The 15890-nt window shown below is 56.7% G+C and carries 14 protein-coding genes; 9 read left to right on the top strand and 5 right to left on the bottom strand.

The genetic code is table 11. The annotated features are described in order from the left end of the window. The first annotated feature begins 213 nt into the window (after positions 1-213). A complete protein-coding gene (locus tag ACYQ6M_RS14350) occupies positions 214-1290 on the top strand; it encodes a D-alanine--D-alanine ligase family protein (protein ID WP_460074425.1) in 1077 nt (358 codons plus the stop codon). Between the two features lie 10 nt (positions 1291-1300). On the opposite strand, the gene ACYQ6M_RS14355 is transcribed toward ACYQ6M_RS14350, so the two are convergent. From ACYQ6M_RS14355 to ACYQ6M_RS14365, 3 genes are all read right to left on the bottom strand, one after another. Then, entirely contained in the window at positions 1301-3271 is a 1971-nt protein-coding gene (locus tag ACYQ6M_RS14355) for a PAS domain S-box protein (protein WP_460074426.1), read from the bottom strand. 149 nt (positions 3272-3420) lie between these two features. Beyond that, a complete protein-coding gene (gene arfB / locus ACYQ6M_RS14360) occupies positions 3421-3882 on the bottom strand; it encodes an alternative ribosome rescue aminoacyl-tRNA hydrolase ArfB (RefSeq protein WP_055654348.1) in 462 nt (153 codons plus the stop codon). After that, positions 3879-4559, bottom strand: coding sequence for a TetR family transcriptional regulator C-terminal domain-containing protein (locus ACYQ6M_RS14365; protein WP_296600266.1), 681 nt, complete (start codon positions 4557-4559; stop codon positions 3879-3881). Before ACYQ6M_RS14365 ends, arfB begins: the two co-directional genes overlap by 4 nt. A 478-nt stretch (positions 4560-5037) precedes the next feature. On the opposite strand from ACYQ6M_RS14365, the gene aptA reads away from it, so the two are divergent. From aptA to mazG, 8 genes are all read left to right on the top strand, one after another. After that, positions 5038-6366, top strand: coding sequence for an omega-aminotransferase AptA (gene aptA, locus ACYQ6M_RS14370; protein ID WP_022998597.1), 1329 nt, complete (start codon positions 5038-5040; stop codon positions 6364-6366). A 46-nt stretch (positions 6367-6412) separates the two neighbouring features. Then, positions 6413-7669 (top strand): Zn-dependent hydrolase, encoded by a 1257-nt coding sequence (locus tag ACYQ6M_RS14375; protein WP_022998596.1) that lies wholly within the window; start codon positions 6413-6415, stop codon positions 7667-7669. Between the two features lie 100 nt (positions 7670-7769). After that, positions 7770-8540 (top strand): endo alpha-1,4 polygalactosaminidase, encoded by a 771-nt coding sequence (locus ACYQ6M_RS14380; RefSeq protein ID WP_460074427.1) that lies wholly within the window; start codon positions 7770-7772, stop codon positions 8538-8540. A gap of 69 nt (positions 8541-8609) precedes the next feature. Next, entirely contained in the window at positions 8610-10067 is a 1458-nt protein-coding gene (hydA, locus tag ACYQ6M_RS14385; RefSeq protein ID WP_460074428.1) for a dihydropyrimidinase, read from the top strand. A 120-nt stretch (positions 10068-10187) separates the two neighbouring features. Beyond that, positions 10188-10994: an ABC transporter ATP-binding protein gene (locus ACYQ6M_RS14390; RefSeq protein WP_031268472.1), complete on the top strand. Its 807-nt coding sequence runs from the start codon at positions 10188-10190 to the stop codon at positions 10992-10994. A 119-nt stretch (positions 10995-11113) separates the two neighbouring features. Then, the gene (locus ACYQ6M_RS14395; protein WP_460074429.1) at positions 11114-12037 is read left to right on the top strand and encodes an ABC transporter permease; all 924 of its coding nucleotides are present in this window, start codon (positions 11114-11116) and stop codon (positions 12035-12037) included. Beyond that, on the top strand, positions 12034-13179 hold the full coding sequence (locus ACYQ6M_RS14400) for an ABC transporter permease (protein ID WP_460074430.1): 1146 nt from the start codon (positions 12034-12036) through the stop codon (positions 13177-13179). The genes ACYQ6M_RS14395 and ACYQ6M_RS14400 overlap by 4 nt, the downstream gene beginning before the upstream one ends. A gap of 77 nt (positions 13180-13256) precedes the next feature. Then, complete coding sequence (mazG, locus tag ACYQ6M_RS14405) at positions 13257-14078, top strand: nucleoside triphosphate pyrophosphohydrolase (protein ID WP_460074431.1); 822 nt, start codon at positions 13257-13259, stop codon at positions 14076-14078. Positions 14079-14118: 40 nt separating this feature from the next. Here mazG and hflX read toward each other — a convergent pair whose 3' ends face one another. Together hflX and hfq are read right to left on the bottom strand one after the other, a co-directional pair. Then, on the bottom strand, positions 14119-15399 hold the full coding sequence (gene hflX, locus ACYQ6M_RS14410; RefSeq protein ID WP_460074637.1) for a GTPase HflX: 1281 nt from the start codon (positions 15397-15399) through the stop codon (positions 14119-14121). Between the two features lie 120 nt (positions 15400-15519). Continuing rightward, positions 15520-15777 carry an RNA chaperone Hfq gene (hfq, locus tag ACYQ6M_RS14415; RefSeq protein ID WP_173006241.1) on the bottom strand — a complete coding sequence of 86 codons (258 nt, stop codon included), beginning with the start codon at positions 15775-15777 and terminating at the stop codon, positions 15520-15522. Positions 15778-15890: the final 113 nt, after the last annotated feature.

Here is a 15890-nt window from a genome sequence, read left to right on the forward strand (position 1 = left end):
AGCATGGTGTTTCTAGATGCCATCCCTGCCCCCTCTCCTTCGTCCTGGCGAAACGGTGCCATTTGCGACCAACACTGTCTTATCGTGCGCCCAAACCGGGTCTCAGTGAATTGGACCCGAGTACGCCGCCAGCCAGACTTTGCGTAGCCACAATATCGCGCTATCGCTGATGCAGCTTTTGATTTGCATATTCGATTCTACCGGAGACCTTTTTTGGCCCATCTTTCTCAAAAACTGCGTGTAGCCATCCTGTTTGGCGGGCGATCTGCGGAACACGAAGTCTCGGTCCTTTCCGCCACAAATGTCATGAACGCGCTCGATCCTTCCAAGTATGACGCGGTTCCGGTCTACGTCACCCGTGAAGGACAATGGCTGCTGAGCAATTTAGAAAATGGACTTTTGAGCCGGCCGACAACTGGCATTGAAATCTGTCCGGTTCCAGGTGGCCGTGGCCGAGTGATTGCACTGGATGAAAACGGGTTGCCTCGTGACTTTGCCAAGCTTGACGCGGTCTTTCCCGTGCTTCATGGCCTCCATGGCGAAGATGGTGCGGTGCAGGGTCTTGCTGAAGTGGCCCGGGTTCCGCTCGTTGGATGCGGTATCGCAGGGTCCGCAAATGCACTCGACAAAGATCTTGCAAAACGGCTTCTCATCGAGGCCGGCCTCCCCACGGCCAAATCACTCACAATTCGGCCGGACGATGTGCCGGACTTCGAACTCCTGAAGCGCGAACTTGGTTTGCCCGTATTCATCAAACCTGCCCGCCAGGGTTCCTCGGTCGGTGTCAGCAAGGTTCAGACGGCAGACGACTTTGAGGCCGCGTTGAAGGAAGGATTCAAGCACGACAACAAGCTTCTTGCCGAGGAGTTCGTTCTTGGCCGCGAAATCGAATTCGCGGTCCTGGAGGAAAGCGACGGCACGCTGTTCGTCTCCAGGCCGGGTGAAATTGTTCCTGCCGAAAGCCATGGCTTTTACACCTATGACGCAAAATATGTCGACGAAGACGGCGCGGCCTTGAAGGTGCCCGCAGATTTGCCGCACGAGGTCGAAGGCCGGATGCAGGATCTGGCGGCAAAGGCGTTCAGGGCCCTGGGGTGCGATGGCATGGCCCGCGTCGATTTCTTTGTGACGCAGGAAATGAATTTCCTGCTGAACGAACTAAACACGATCCCCGGTTTTACGAATATCAGCATGTATTCCAAAGCGATGGCTGCAAGCGGCGTCAGCTATCCGGAAATCATCGATCGTCTGATCACCCACGGCATTACCCGGGCAGAACGGGATATCTGATGCACGGCCGTCATGCGCTCAACGCAAGAACACTCTTCACGAATTCTATGCCGATGTTGTCGCCATCCCTGCGAACAAGGCGGCAACTTCTTTCAGCCTTTCCATCGTTGAAATGGAGAGTGAACTGGCTCGGAACATTTCCGGCATTTTTCAGATGAAGCCGTGCTCCGGTTTCTGAAATGTCCCTCACCGAACACTGCAGGCTCTCATTTTCGCCAAACCTGATTTCGGCATGTTTATGCACGCGGGTTCGCTCGCTTTTCCGCCGGTTTTCCATGCCGACGACCCAATTGTCCAGATTGCTGCAGACGGACGCAACATTTTCGGATGCAAGCATCAACTTGCTGCTGATTTCGTCAGTCGCAGCGCATTGCTGTTCTGCTGCAGTTGATGTTCCCTGAACCAATTCCTGCACTTCGGTGATTGACGACTGGATGGCCTTCAGCGCTTCATCTACAGCTCCCGCAACGGTCTGCATCTCCTCGATCTCGGCGAAAATGCGCGTTGTTGCTTGAGATGTCTGGCTCGCGAGATCCTTGACCTCGTTCGCCACAACAGCAAAGCCTCGTCCCGCCTCGCCTGCACGGGCGGCCTCTATCGTTGCGTTGAGGGACAAAAGGTTGATCTGATCCGCAACTTTCGAAATCAGCTGAACGACATCGTCCATGGAAGCCGCAGCTTTGCGGAGAGTTTCAGTGGATCTTCCGGCTGCTTCGGAGCGGGTTTGCATGTCATCGACCGCCCGCTGCGCCTCGTCCATTCCACGCGACACATCTTGTGCAGAGCCGGTAATTTCCCTGGCAGAAGCAACTGTCTGCTCAACAGTTCCAAGTGTCTCCTCGGCGGCCGCAATGGCTGTCTGTCGTGACTTCATGTTCTGCGTAACGTCGGTGGCAAACTTGGTAATCTTGATGAGCCTACCGGACGCGTCGAAGATCGGATTGTAGGTCGCCTGCAGCCAGATAGGAGTGCCACTCTTGCCGTAACGCTGATAGATGGCCGACGTATGTTTCCCGTCCCCCAGTTCCTTCCAGAACGAGGCATATTCCTTGCTCTGTGCGTAATCGGGTGACACAAACATGCGGTGGTGTTTACCGACCACCTCAGCGGCAGAATACCCGGTCGTACGCAGGAAGTTCTCGTTCGCGTCGAGAATGATCCCTTCCCTGGTGAAGGAAATCATCGCCTGGCTACGGCTGATTGCTGCGATCTGACCTTCATATTCGGCATTTCGAAGCTTTTCGGAGGTTACGTCGGTCGCAAATTTCACGACCTTGAACGGGTGACCAGCCGCATCGAGGATCGGGTTGTAGGAAGCCAGGATCCAGATATCCCTACCGTCCTTGTGCCGGCGTCTGAACTCACCGCTCTGGTAAGCCCCTTCTCCAAGCTTGTGCCAGAAAGCCTTGTATTCTGGCTTGTTCCGATCTTCCGGATCCAAAAACAGGCTGTGGTGCTTGCCTTTCACTTCCGAAAGTTCGTAACCGAGCGACTTCAGGAAATTCGAATTCGCATCGAGGATCGTGCCGTCCAGGTCAAATTGAATAACGGCTTGCGATCGGTTGATTGCGTCTATCTGCCCCTGGGCTTCAAGCGCCTTTCGTTTCTTCTCGGTAATATCGGTCGCGATCTTGACGATCTTCCGAACGGTCCCCAACCTGCTGATGACCGGATTGTAGGTTGCCTGGATCCAGACTTCCTTGCCTCCCTTGGCAATCCGGGCAAATTCAGCTGATTGATACTCCCCCTTCGCCAAAACCTTCCAAAGACGTTCATAATCGGACGACTTTGCATAGTCCGGATCGACGAACATCCTGTGATGTCGTCCCTTTATTTCATCCAACGAATACCCGAAGGTCCTGAGAAAATTCTCATTCGCTTCCAAAATTGTGCCATCGGGTTTGAATTGTATGATCGCTTGAGAACGACTAAACGCATCGACAATTTCTCGGCAGTCACTTTGCGGCAATAACAACGTCATAAGAAATCGCCTTTAGGTAGGTGTTTTCCCGTATCACACTAGCGACATCTTCTTGAATCTTGTTTAACTTGAACTATAGGTAAATATATCTAGGGTTGCTGCGCGCATGTACGGCACGGACCTGTAATCGACGCCATACTCTACGTCCCTTAACCGTCGTAACCACTTGAACGGCCGCGCATTTTCTTGATCTGACCACGTTGTTTCTTGGCGTCGAGACGACGCTTCTTGGATCCGAGGGTCGGTTTCGTGGCCTTGCGGGGTTTCGGCTTTTCCGTAGCCTTTCGAAGCAAGTCCAGCAAACGCTCCAACGCGTCTTCCCGATTCCGTTCGCGGGTCCGGAACCGATCCGCCTGCAAGACGATCTCGCCGCCCAGAGTCAGCCGGCTGCCTGCAAGCCTCGCCGCTCGCGTCTTGACGTCTTCGGGAAGTGTTTCATTGCCGGCAAGGTCGAACCGCAGTTGAACTGCCGTTGAGACCTTGTTGACATTCTGCCCGCCAGGCCCGGAGGCGCGAATGAAATCTTCTGTGAGATCATCCTTGAGGATGAACAGGCGTCCGGTCACTGCAATCTTTGAAGCAGCAAAGGGATCGTCCGTCTCGCCGCTCATACCGCCTGATCGCTCTCGGTCGGCAACTTCAGGCCGACACCGCTCAAGATAAGCGACGTCACCGCGGCTTCAGTTTCGGCCTGGAAGGCCGCGTCGGAAAGGTCCTTCCCGGTCAACGCCTTGATCTGCACCGAAAAGTCCGCGTAATGCTGGGTGGTTGCCCAAATCGTGAAGATGAGATGGACAGGATCGACACTTCGCATCTTGCCTGCCGCAATCCAGTCTTCGATCACCTGACTTTTTTCGGCCACCAAACGCTTCAGATCCGTTTGCAGGATCGGCAATATCTGTGGCGCGCCCTGCATCACTTCGTTGGCAAACAACTTTGAGGCTTCCGGAAACCTGGCAGACATTTCGATCTTCTGGCGAATATAGGCAGCCAGTTCCTGCGCCGGCTCTCCATCCGGATTGAGCGTTTTCAAAGGGGCAAGCCATACCTCCAGGATATGGGCCAGCGTCGCGCTATAGATCGCCTCCTTGGAGGAGAAGTAATAGAGCAGGTTGGACTTCGACATTCCGGCATCCGCAGCAATCCGCTCAACTGTCGCGCCGGAAAATCCTTTCATGGAAAACTCGCCAAGCGCCGCTTCCAGAATCAGGGACCGGTTCTTTTCCTGGATCCGGCTCAGCCCGCCTGATTTAAAGGATGCCTGCGTCTGCTCGCCCAAATCCGCCATCTACCGTTCCGTCTTCTGCCGTGAAGGGTCGCAACCCTACACCCAAACCACATGGCATTTTTCCGGAAAAAACACCGATTTCACAACTGGCAAGTTCAGCACCGGAGGGAATGACCAGAAATTAGTCATGACGACCGGATTTGCATCTTGACCATTTGGTCAAATCCCTCCTAGGGTAAATTGACCAGATGGTCAGAAGGCTAGTCGATTGATCCGTCCCTCGCAATGGGGATGTCTTGAACAAACGGCAGCCATCGGCCAGTTCGGGAATCCCGGCAACCCGGGGCGGCTGCAAGGCCAGACAGAGGATTTAGGCGAACGGGAAAGAGGCAAAAGCCCAACCGGAACGCCAGGGAACAGTGTGGGGAGAGGACCAGCGCAGTCGGCACTGCCGTTGACGCAGTGCGCGTGCTATTCCTTCCATCACAAATCAGCAACAGTCGGCCGCTTCAAGCACGAAGGGTCGCAAGGAGGACGTATGTCAGCATCGAGCCAGGCTGCCACCAACAATCTCGAAGCTTTCTGGATGCCGTTCACGGCCAATCGGCAATTCAAGCAGGCCCCACGCATGTTCGTGTCGGCCAAGGACATGCATTACACCACTGCCGACGGACGTCAGGTTCTCGACGGCACGGCCGGCCTCTGGTGCTGCAACGCCGGTCACTCCCGTCCCAAGGTCGTTGAAGCGGTCCAGAAACAGATTGCCGAGCTGGACTATGCACCCGCCTTCCAGATGGGCCATCCCAAGGCATTTGAACTTGCTGCGCGTCTCGCGGCCATGATGCCCTCCCCGCTGGACCATGTCTTTTTCACGAATTCCGGATCGGAAAGCGTGGACACTGCACTGAAGATTGCACTTGCCTACCAGCGCGCGATCGGACAGGGCACTCGCACCCGTTTGATTGGCCGTGAACGTGGCTACCACGGTGTCGGCTTTGGCGGCATATCGGTTGGCGGCATCGTCTCCAACCGCAAGACCTTCGGCACGATGCTCACCGGCGTCGACCACATGCGCCATACCCACGATCCCGAGCGCAATGCATTCTCCCGCGGCATGCCGGAAAACGGCGCTGAATATGCAGAAGAGCTGATCCGTATCATTCAGCTTCATGATCCATCGACCATCGCAGCTGTCATTGTTGAACCGGTCGCCGGATCGACCGGCGTTCTGATCCCGCCCAAGGGATATCTGGAACGCCTGCGCGAAATCTGCTCGCAGCACGGCATTCTGCTGATTTTCGACGAAGTTATCACCGGTTTCGGTCGTCTGGGGTCACCGTTTGCGACTGATTTCTTCGGTGTAACGCCGGATCTTGTCACAACAGCGAAGGGCCTGACGTCCGGCGTCGTACCGATGGGGGCGGTGTTCTGTACGTCCGACATCTATCATACGTTCATGACCGGCCCGGAACACATGATCGAGCTGTTCCACGGTTATACCTATTCCGCGCATCCGCTCGCCTGCGCAGCCGCTCTTGCAACACTCGACACCTACGATGAAGAAGGCCTGCTGACACGTGCGGCTGACCTTGCCCAATATTGGGAAGACGGCCTGCATTCGCTCAAGGATTGCCCGAATGTCATCGACATTCGCAACCTCGGTCTGATTGGCGCAATCGAACTGACGCCAATTGCAGGGGAACCGACGAAACGAGCATTCTCGGCGTTCCTGAAGGCCTACGACGACGGGCTGCTGATCCGCACGACTGGCGATATCATCGCCCTGTCCCCGCCGCTGATCATTTCGAAGGAACAGATCGACGAGTTGTTCGGCAAGCTGCGCAGCGTGCTGAACGCCATCGACTGATACCCGGCAAGACAAGAGACAAAGACACGTTTTAGGAGACACAAGCATGGCAGCCCCCGGCGAAAACCTGAGGATCAACGCAGAACGCCTCTGGGACAGTCTGATGGAGATGGCAAAGGTCGGTCCGGGTGTTGCCGGTGGCAACAATCGCCAGACCCTGACCGATGCCGATGCCGAGGGCCGCAAGCTGTTCCAGAAATGGTGCGAGGAAGCCGGCATGACCATGGCTGTCGACACCATGGGCAACATGTTCATGACCCGGCCGGGAACAGACCCGGACGCCCTGCCCGTCTATGTCGGCTCGCACCTCGATACACAGCCGACCGGCGGCAAGTATGACGGCGTTCTCGGCGTGCTTGGAGGACTGGAAGTCATCCGAACCATGAACGATCTCGGCATCAAGACCAAACACCCGATCGTGGTCACCAACTGGACCAACGAGGAAGGCACTCGCTTTGCACCGGCAATGCTTGCGTCAGGCGTCTTTGCTGGTGTTCATACACAGGACTGGGCCTATGACCGGGCCGACCACGAAGGCTTGAAGTTCGGCGATGAGTTGAAGCGCATCGGCTGGGTTGGTGATGAAGAAGTCGGTGCACGCAAGACCAAGATGCACGCAATGTTCGAACTCCACATCGAACAGGGTCCGATCCTGGAAGCCGAGGGCAAGGATATTGGTGTCGTGACCCACGGCCAGGGCCTTTCCTGGACGCAAGTGACGGTTACCGGCAAGGACAGCCACACGGGCTCCACGCCGATGCCCATGCGCAAGAACGCCGGCCTCGGCATGGCCCGTATTCTGGAACTGGTCGATGAAATCGCCTGGTCGCATGCTCCACATGCGGTGGGCGCTGCCGGCCACATCGAGGTTTTCCCGAATTCACGAAACGTGATCCCCGGCAAGGCTGTCTTCACGATCGATTTCCGCTCTCCGGATCTCGCCGTCATCAAGGATATGGAAGATCGCCTGAAGACAGGCGCCAAGAAGATCTGCGATGACATGGGACTGGACGTCGAATTTGAAAAAGTCGGCGGTTTCGACCCGGTAGAATTCGACAAGGGATGCGTCGATGCGGTTCGCAACGCTGCCGAGCGTCTCGGATATTCCCATCAAAACATCATTTCCGGCGCGGGTCACGATGCCTGCTGGATCAACAAGGTCGCACCGACTGCGATGATCATGTGCCCCTGTGTCGATGGTCTGTCGCACAACGAGGCAGAAGAGATTTCCAAGGATTGGGCCAAAGCGGGTGCTGACGTCTTGTTCCACGCGGTGGTCGAGACTGCGGGGATCGTGGAATAGCACAAACATCGGCCAACCTGTCGCGTCAGCGACCGGATTGAACGAACACCTGGCTGCCCCGGACCTGAACCGAGGCCCGTTACAGGGAAATGAGAGGAACATGATTTTTAACGGAAAGGCATTGGCAATGGTCTGCGCCCAGTTTTGGGCCGCAGCACCTGCCTTTGCCTTTTCCGTTGGAGACAGCTGGGACTGGCAACTCACGGAGCCGGTCGATCTCGACAGGAATGTCAGGGTTCTGGATCTGCACCCAGACCTTGTGACGCCGGATGACCTGGCAGCTCTCAGGCAAAAAGGTGTCCGCACCATTTGCTATGTCAGCATCGGAACCCTGGAAAACACCTCCGAGGATTTCAACGCATTTCCGGACGACGTGCTCGGCAAAACCTATGAAGACTGGCCGGACGAGCGTTTTCTCGATATCCGCCGCCTCGATGTCCTGCTTCCCATCATGAAATCCCGTTTCGAGGCCTGCAGGAACGAGGGTTTCGACGCGATTGAACCTGACAACATGGACGTTCATGACAACGACAGCGGGTTTCCGATCACCGCGGACGACGTTGTTGCCTATGTCGCCAGACTGGCCACCATTGCCCATTCGCTCGATCTCGGCATCGGGCAGAAGAATGTGCCCGACCTGACTGCCGATCTAATTGGCCACATGGACTTCCTGATCGCCGAAAGCTGTTTTCAGGACAAATGGTGCGACGACGTCAACGCCTATGTCCGGGCAGGCAAGCCGATCTTCGATGCAGAATACACGGACCGGCCGATAGACTTTCAAGAAGCCTGCGAATTCGCAGCGCAGCAGAACATTGCGATGATCCTGAAAGACCGGGATCTGACGTCACCGGTACAAACCTGTCCATGAGGCAGGCTGACGAAGGAAATTTCCGGTGCAACGCACCGGACGAGTGAACAAACGAGAAGGGGAACACAAATGGCCAGCAAAGTGATCAAGGGCGGTACGGTTGTAACTGCCGATCTTTCCTACGAAGCCGATGTGAAAATCGAAGGTGGCCGCATTGTCGAAATCGGCCCCAACCTGTCTGGTGACGAAACCCTGGATGCGACCGGCTGTTACATCATGCCGGGTGGCATCGATCCGCACACCCACCTCGAAATGCCGTTCATGGGCACATTCTCTTCGGACAATTTTGACAGCGGCACACGCGCAGCGTTGGCCGGTGGCACGACCATGGTCGTTGATTTCGCCCTGCCCTCACCCGGCCAGTCCCTGCTGGAAGCCCTGCAGATGTGGGACAACAAGTCATCGATGGCCCATTGCGACTATTCCTTCCACATGGCGATCACCTGGTGGGGCGAACAGGTCTTCAACGACATGCAGACCATCGTCCAGCAGAAGGGCATCAACACATTCAAGCACTTCATGGCCTACAAGGGCGCCCTGATGGTGAATGACGACGAGATGTTCGCCTCGTTCTCACGCTGCGCCGAGCTTGGCGCCCTTCCTCTCGTGCACGCGGAAAACGGCGATGTCGTCGCCACCTTGCAGCAAAAGCTGCTGGCGGAAGGCAACAATGGCCCCGAAGCACATGCCTATTCCCGCCCGCCGGAAGTGGAAGGCGAGGCAACCAACCGCGCCATCATGATCGCGGATATGGCTGGTGTACCGGTCTATATCGTTCACACGTCTTCGGAACAGGCGCATGAGGCCATTCGCCGGGCTCGCCAGAACGGCATCCGTGCCTATGGCGAACCGCTCATCCAGCATCTGACGCTGGATGACAGCGAATACAAGCACGCCGACTGGGACCACGCCGCACGCCGGGTCATGTCGCCTCCGTTCCGCGACAAGAAACACCAGGACAGCCTCTGGGCAGGTCTCGCTTCCGGCTCCTTGCAGGTGGTTGCGACCGACCATTGCGCATTCTCCACCGAGCAGAAGCGCACCGGTGTCGGCGATTTCACCAAAATCCCGAACGGCACCGGTGGTCTTGAGGACCGGATGCCGATGTTGTGGACATATGGCGTGAATACAGGTCGCCTGACACCCAATGAATTCGTCGCGGTCACTTCAACCAATATTGCAAAAATCTTGAATATCTATCCGAAAAAAGGAGCAATTCTGGTTGGCGCAGATGCCGATCTTGTCGTCTGGGATCCCGAAAAATCGAAAACCATTTCCGCCTCCAGCCAACAGTCCGCCATCGACTACAACGTCTTCGAAGGCAAGGCCGTCAAAGGGCTGCCGCGCTACACACTCACCCGTGGCCGCGTTGCAGTGGAAGACGGCACCGTCAACCACAGCCAGGGTCATGGCGAATTTGTCGCCCGCAAGCCGTATCAGGCCGTCAACAAGGCGCTAAGCACGTGGAAGGAAATGACGGCACCGCGTAAGGTGGAACGCACCGGCATTCCCGCCAGCGGCGTCTGAACCAATCCGGCCCCGCCTTTCAAACAGGCGGGGCCTTCAAGAAACGAACACGTCAATCCGGACCCGACTCGTGCCGCGAGGAACTTGATGACTGCACTTGCCAGCGCAAAGGACACCGAAATGGTGGAAAACAAACAAAGCGCCAGCCCGAACCGGGTGATCGATATCGAGAACCTCTCGCTGACATTCGAGACGAACGACGGCCCGGTTCACGCGCTTTCAGACATCGATCTGAAGATCGAAGAGGGAGACTTCGTTTCCTTCATCGGTCCGTCGGGTTGCGGCAAGACCACATTGCTCAGGGTTATCGCCGATCTTGAAAAGCCGACCGCGGGGTCCATCACGGTCAATGGTGTCTCACCTGAACAAGCGCGCCTCAATCGGGCCTATGGCTATGTCTTTCAGGCTGCCGCCCTTTATCCCTGGCGAACGATTGCCAAGAATGTGGCATTGCCTCTTGAGATCATGGGGCTTTCAAAGGCCGAGCAGCAACAGCGGATTTCCCGAAACATGGAGCTGGTGAACCTCACCGGCTTCGAAAAGAAGTATCCCTGGCAGCTTTCAGGCGGCATGCAGCAGCGCGCGTCGATCGCCCGCGCCCTCGCCGTCGAGCCGGATCTGCTCCTGATGGACGAACCCTTCGGTGCGCTCGACGAAATCGTACGCGACCATCTCAACGAACAATTGCTGCAGCTTTGGGCCAAGACCAACAAGACCGTTGTCTTCGTGACCCACTCGATCCCGGAAGCGGTGTTCCTGTCGACCAAGATCGTCGTACTGTGCCCGCGCCCGGGCCGTATCTACGACGTGATCGAAAGCGATCTGCCACGCGATCGCAGTCTCGATATTCGCGAGACACCGGAGTTCCTGAAAATCGCCCACCGGGTACGGGATGGCTTGAAGGCAGGACACTCCTATGAAGACTAGATCGCATCGACCTGCGACATTTGTTTATGTCAACCCTGCCGTAGAAATCCAGGCCCTTGATGGTCGTGCGACCAGGGTTTGGCAGCGCATTTTTGCGATCGCAGGAAAGGCGCGGATACATGACTGACGCCTCTCTTTCGCAGACCCGTAGCCTGAACCCATTTGCCGGTCTGATGTCTGGAACGGTCGGTCCGGTCACCGTCGTAGTCTTGGCGATCATTGCGCTCTGGTATGTCGCCGCAGTTGCACTCAACACGCCATTCCAGCAAGACATGTATGAGCGCGCCGGACAAAATGATGTCGGGTTCTCTCAACTGGTCACCGATACGCTTTACCAGGAGCGCCCGGTCCTGCCTGCGCCGCACCAGGTGATTGTTGAAATCTGGGACACGACGGTAAACAAGAAGATCACGTCCAAACGGTCGCTGGTCTATCATACGGGCATCACACTCTCTTCGACGCTCCTCGGGTTTCTGATCGGCACGACACTCGGCATTCTTCTGGCAATTGGCATCGTTCATTCGCGTGTTCTCGACAAATCGTTGATGCCGTGGGTCATTTCCTCGCAGACCATTCCCATTCTGGCCATCGCGCCGATGATCATCGTCGTTCTCAACGCCGTCGGGATCTCAGGTTTGCTGCCCAAAGCGATGATCTCCACATACCTGTCCTTCTTCCCGGTCACGGTCGGCATGGTGAAGGGACTGAGATCACCTGAAGTCATTCACATGGACCTGATGCACACCTATTCGGCGACGCGCTTCCAGGCGTTCTGGAAACTGCGCCTGCCCTATGCAGTGCCCTACCTTTTCACATCAATGAAAATCGGCATGGCTGCCTCTCTCGTTGGAGCGATCGTCGGTGAACTGCCGACCGGTGCCGTGGCCGGTCTCGGCGCGCGTTTGCTTGCCGGCTCCTACTACGGCCAGACTGTCCAGATCTGGTCGGCACTTCTGATGGCCGCCTTTTTGGCAGGCTCCCTGGTTGCCCTGATAGGCATGATCGAGAAGCGCACGCTGAAACGCATGGGGATGGCCGGATGAGCACCATGACCGCAAAAAAGAGCCGCCTCGATATGCCGGCGCTGTTGGCCTGGTTCATCGTAGCCATGGTGGTAGTTGGCCTGTTCAGTCCGATCTTCGGACCGGACTACGGCATCATGGATGTTCCGCGTCTGGCCCTTTGCCTGGTCATCCTGGCAGTCGCCGGTGTACGCTACGAACTTGGCTTCATGCGCAACCCCTTTGGAGATCTTGTCCTCGGCATCATTACCGCCATTGCTGCCTGGCTGCTGATCTCAACTTCCTCGCACCACGTCGGGCAGGCCACGCTCGGTTTCTGGGCCCTGGTAGCAGCAACCTGGGCAGCGGCCTGGCTCTTCGTTGAACGTCTCGCCACATGGCGCAACCTGTCGCCACTTGCAGCCCGGCTCATCAACCTCACCATTCCGGCACTCTTTGGAATTACCCTTCTGGTACTGTGGCAAATCGTGGTCACTGGCGCGGGCGTTCCGAAGGTTCTGTTGCCGGCCCCTTCCGAAATCTGGGTCCGCCTGACCAATTCCGGACCAACATTGTGGGCTGACTTTCGCCAGACTTTCCTGAAAGCCGTTCTGGCCGGTTACGCCATCGGCTGTGGTTCGGCGTTCATCACTGCCATTCTGGTGGACCGGGTGCCGTTCCTTCGCCGCGGCCTGCTGCCGATCGGCAATCTGGTGTCTGCACTGCCGATCATCGGTGTCGCCCCCATCATGGTGATGTGGTTCGGCTTCGATTGGCCGTCCAAGGCAGCGGTCGTGATCATCATGACCTTCTTCCCGATGCTGGTGAACACGGTATCAGGTCTCGCCGCGTCTGATGCCATGCAACGCGACCTGATGCGCACCTATGCCTCCAACTACTGGCAGACGCTTTTCAAGCTGCGTCTGCCGATGGCCATGCCCTTCATCTTCAATGCGCTGAAGATCAATTCGACGCTCGCCCTGATCGGTGCCATTGTCGCTGAATTCTTCGGTACACCAATCGTCGGCATGGGTTTCCGTATCTCCACGGAGGTCGGCCGCATGAATGTCGATATGGTCTGGGCAGAAATCGCCGTTGCCGCCCTCGCCGGATCGCTGTTCTACGGCCTCGTCGCGCTCCTGGAACGCGCCGTCACCTTCTGGCATCCGTCCGTCAGGGGGTGATTTGCCTCTCCACTTGTCATCCCGGATATGCCAAAAGGCATCATCCGGATGACAAGCAGACAGGATGTTTCCACTCCATGACTCCCAGCCGCGAAATTTCCCGCCTTATCGAAATCATGGCAGCGCTCAGAACGCCCGTAACCGGTTGTCCCTGGGATCTGGAACAGACGTTCGCGACCATCGCGCCCTATACGCTGGAAGAGGCCTACGAAGTCGCGGACGCCATTGCCAAGAACGATCTGGTGGAACTGCGCGAGGAGCTCGGCGATCTGTTGCTTCAGGTCGTCTACCATGCACGCATGGCTGAAGAAGACGACCACTTCGACTTTGGCGATGTGGTCGAAGCCATCACAAAAAAACTTATCCGCAGGCACCCGCATGTTTTCGGTGACGAAAACGGAGAAAAACCGGAGCTGGTCAAAGGTATCTGGGAACGGATCAAGGCTGAAGAGCGGGCGGAAAAGCGAGCCGCCAGGGAAGCGCTCGGCATGGAAGCAGCGCAAAAGGGCTTTCTCGACGACGTCCCGACCGCCTTCCCGGCCCTTCAGGAAGCCGAAAAGCTGCAGCGACGGGCTTCAAGGGTTGGTTTTGACTGGAACGATGCCAGACTGGTTCTGGACAAGATCAGAGAAGAAACCCACGAACTCGACGAGGAACTCGCCAAATCCGCTCCGGACAAAGACCGGATCTCCGACGAACTCGGCGACACGTTGTTCGCGCTTGCAAACCTCGCCCGGCATCTGGACATCGATCCGGAAGAATCTCTCAGGCGCACAAACCGGAAATTCCGCAAGCGTTTTGCAGCCATTGAAGCTCACGCAGTGAAAGCGGACACGACACTTGAAGCGATGACGCTGGATGAGATGGAAGCAGCCTGGCAGGCAGCGAAGAACAAATAGTTCCCCCTGCTCGGCCCATTCCGGCTTTTTATCTGATTAACTAAAGATAAGCGGCATAAAGCTCGCGAAACGGGCCACGTTGCTTGTCGGAAACGCGCACTTCCGCTGTTACGAAATCTTCGGCATCGGTGCGTTCCAGCACCTCTGCCATCTGATAAAGTTTCGCCAGCAAAGCGCCATCGGCAACGGGGATCTTCACAGTCAGAATGTCGTCGTGCTGCGCCATGAAAGCATCGACACGGGCATAAAGCTGCTCGATCCCTTCGCCGGTCAGCGCGGAAAGGGCAATCGGCCCCTCTTCACCGGCATCTTCCAGCAACTTGTCGCGGTAAGCCGGATCAAGGCAGTCGATCTTGTTCCAGACTTCGATGATCGGCGCGCCCGTTAACGCGTCTACACCAAGATCGGTTAGCGTCTTCTTGACGTCTTCTGCCTGCGCTTCGGTGTCGGCATGCGAAATGTCCCGCACATGCAGAATGAGATCCGCTTCAAGCACCTCTTCCAGCGTCGCCCGGAATGCGGCGACCAAGTGGGTCGGAAGATCGGAGATGAACCCCACCGTATCCGACAGGATGACTTCCTTGCCATGCGGCAAGGCTACCTTGCGCAGGGTCGGATCGAGCGTGGCGAACAGAAGATCCTTGGCAAAAACGTCAGATTCGGTCATCCGATTGAAAAGCGTCGATTTACCGGCATTGGTATAACCGACCAGCGCAACAACCGGCTGCGGGATTTTCTTGCGTTTCTTGCGGTGCAGGTCACGCGTCCGGCGAACCTGTTCCAGCTGTTTCTGCAGCGCAATGATCCGGTCCTGAATCTGGCGCCGATCGGCCTCGATCTGGGTTTCACCCGGACCGCCCATGAAACCTGCGCCGCCGCGCTGGCGCTCAAGGTGGGTCCAGGAGCGGACGAGACGGCTCTTCTGCCAGGTCAGATGCGCCAGATCGACCTGAAGCCGACCTTCCTTGGTGCGGGCCCTGTCGCCGAAGATCTCCAGGATAAGACCTGTGCGGTCGATGACCTTGGTCTTCAGCCGGCGTTCAAGGTTTCGCTGCTGAACCGGGGTGAGCGGATGATCTATGACAACGAGGTCCAGATCCTCGCTTGCAACGATCCCGGCAAGCTCGGCAACCTTGCCATCGCCAAACAGGGTTGCAGGCTTGGGATTGTTGACCCGGACAACGCCGGAATGCGCGATATTGAGATTGATGGCAGCACTCAGGCCGAGGGCTTCTTCCAGCCGCGCTTCCGGGCTGCGATTGCCGCGCAGTTCTGTCTGCGCGGTTTCGCCACGCAACTGCAGAACCGGCTCCAGAATCATCGCACGGAAGGGCTGGGGCAGACGGTCTACCCCAGTATCTTTCAACCTTAGAGATTTCTGGCCAGGTTCCTCGGAACCGTTGGATTTAGAAAAATCGTCTGCGCGAGACTTCGGTTTCAATCAGCTTGCCTTTTCAGCGTTTTCCTCAGCCTGATCGAACAGTTGAACAGGTCCGTTTGGCATAATTGTGGAAATCGCGTGTTTGTAAACCAGCTGGGAATGCCCATCACGACGCAGCAGAACGCAGAAGTTGTCGAACCATGTCACGACACCCTGCAATTTCACACCGTTGATCAGAAAAATCGTCAGAGGAGTTTTTTGCTTGCGAACGTGATTAAGAAAAGTGTCTTGGAGATTTTGTGCGCGCTCAGCCATCAGTCTTTTTATCCTATTTGCCCCGGATGCGGCCGAGCATCCGGCGTTTCAGCAGCCTACCGTCAAAAGCCGTTCAGTATCAATGACTAATGTTTGACGCACCGCCCGCTTTTCGT

The organism is Roseibium sp. ROS1, from assembly GCF_054658215.1.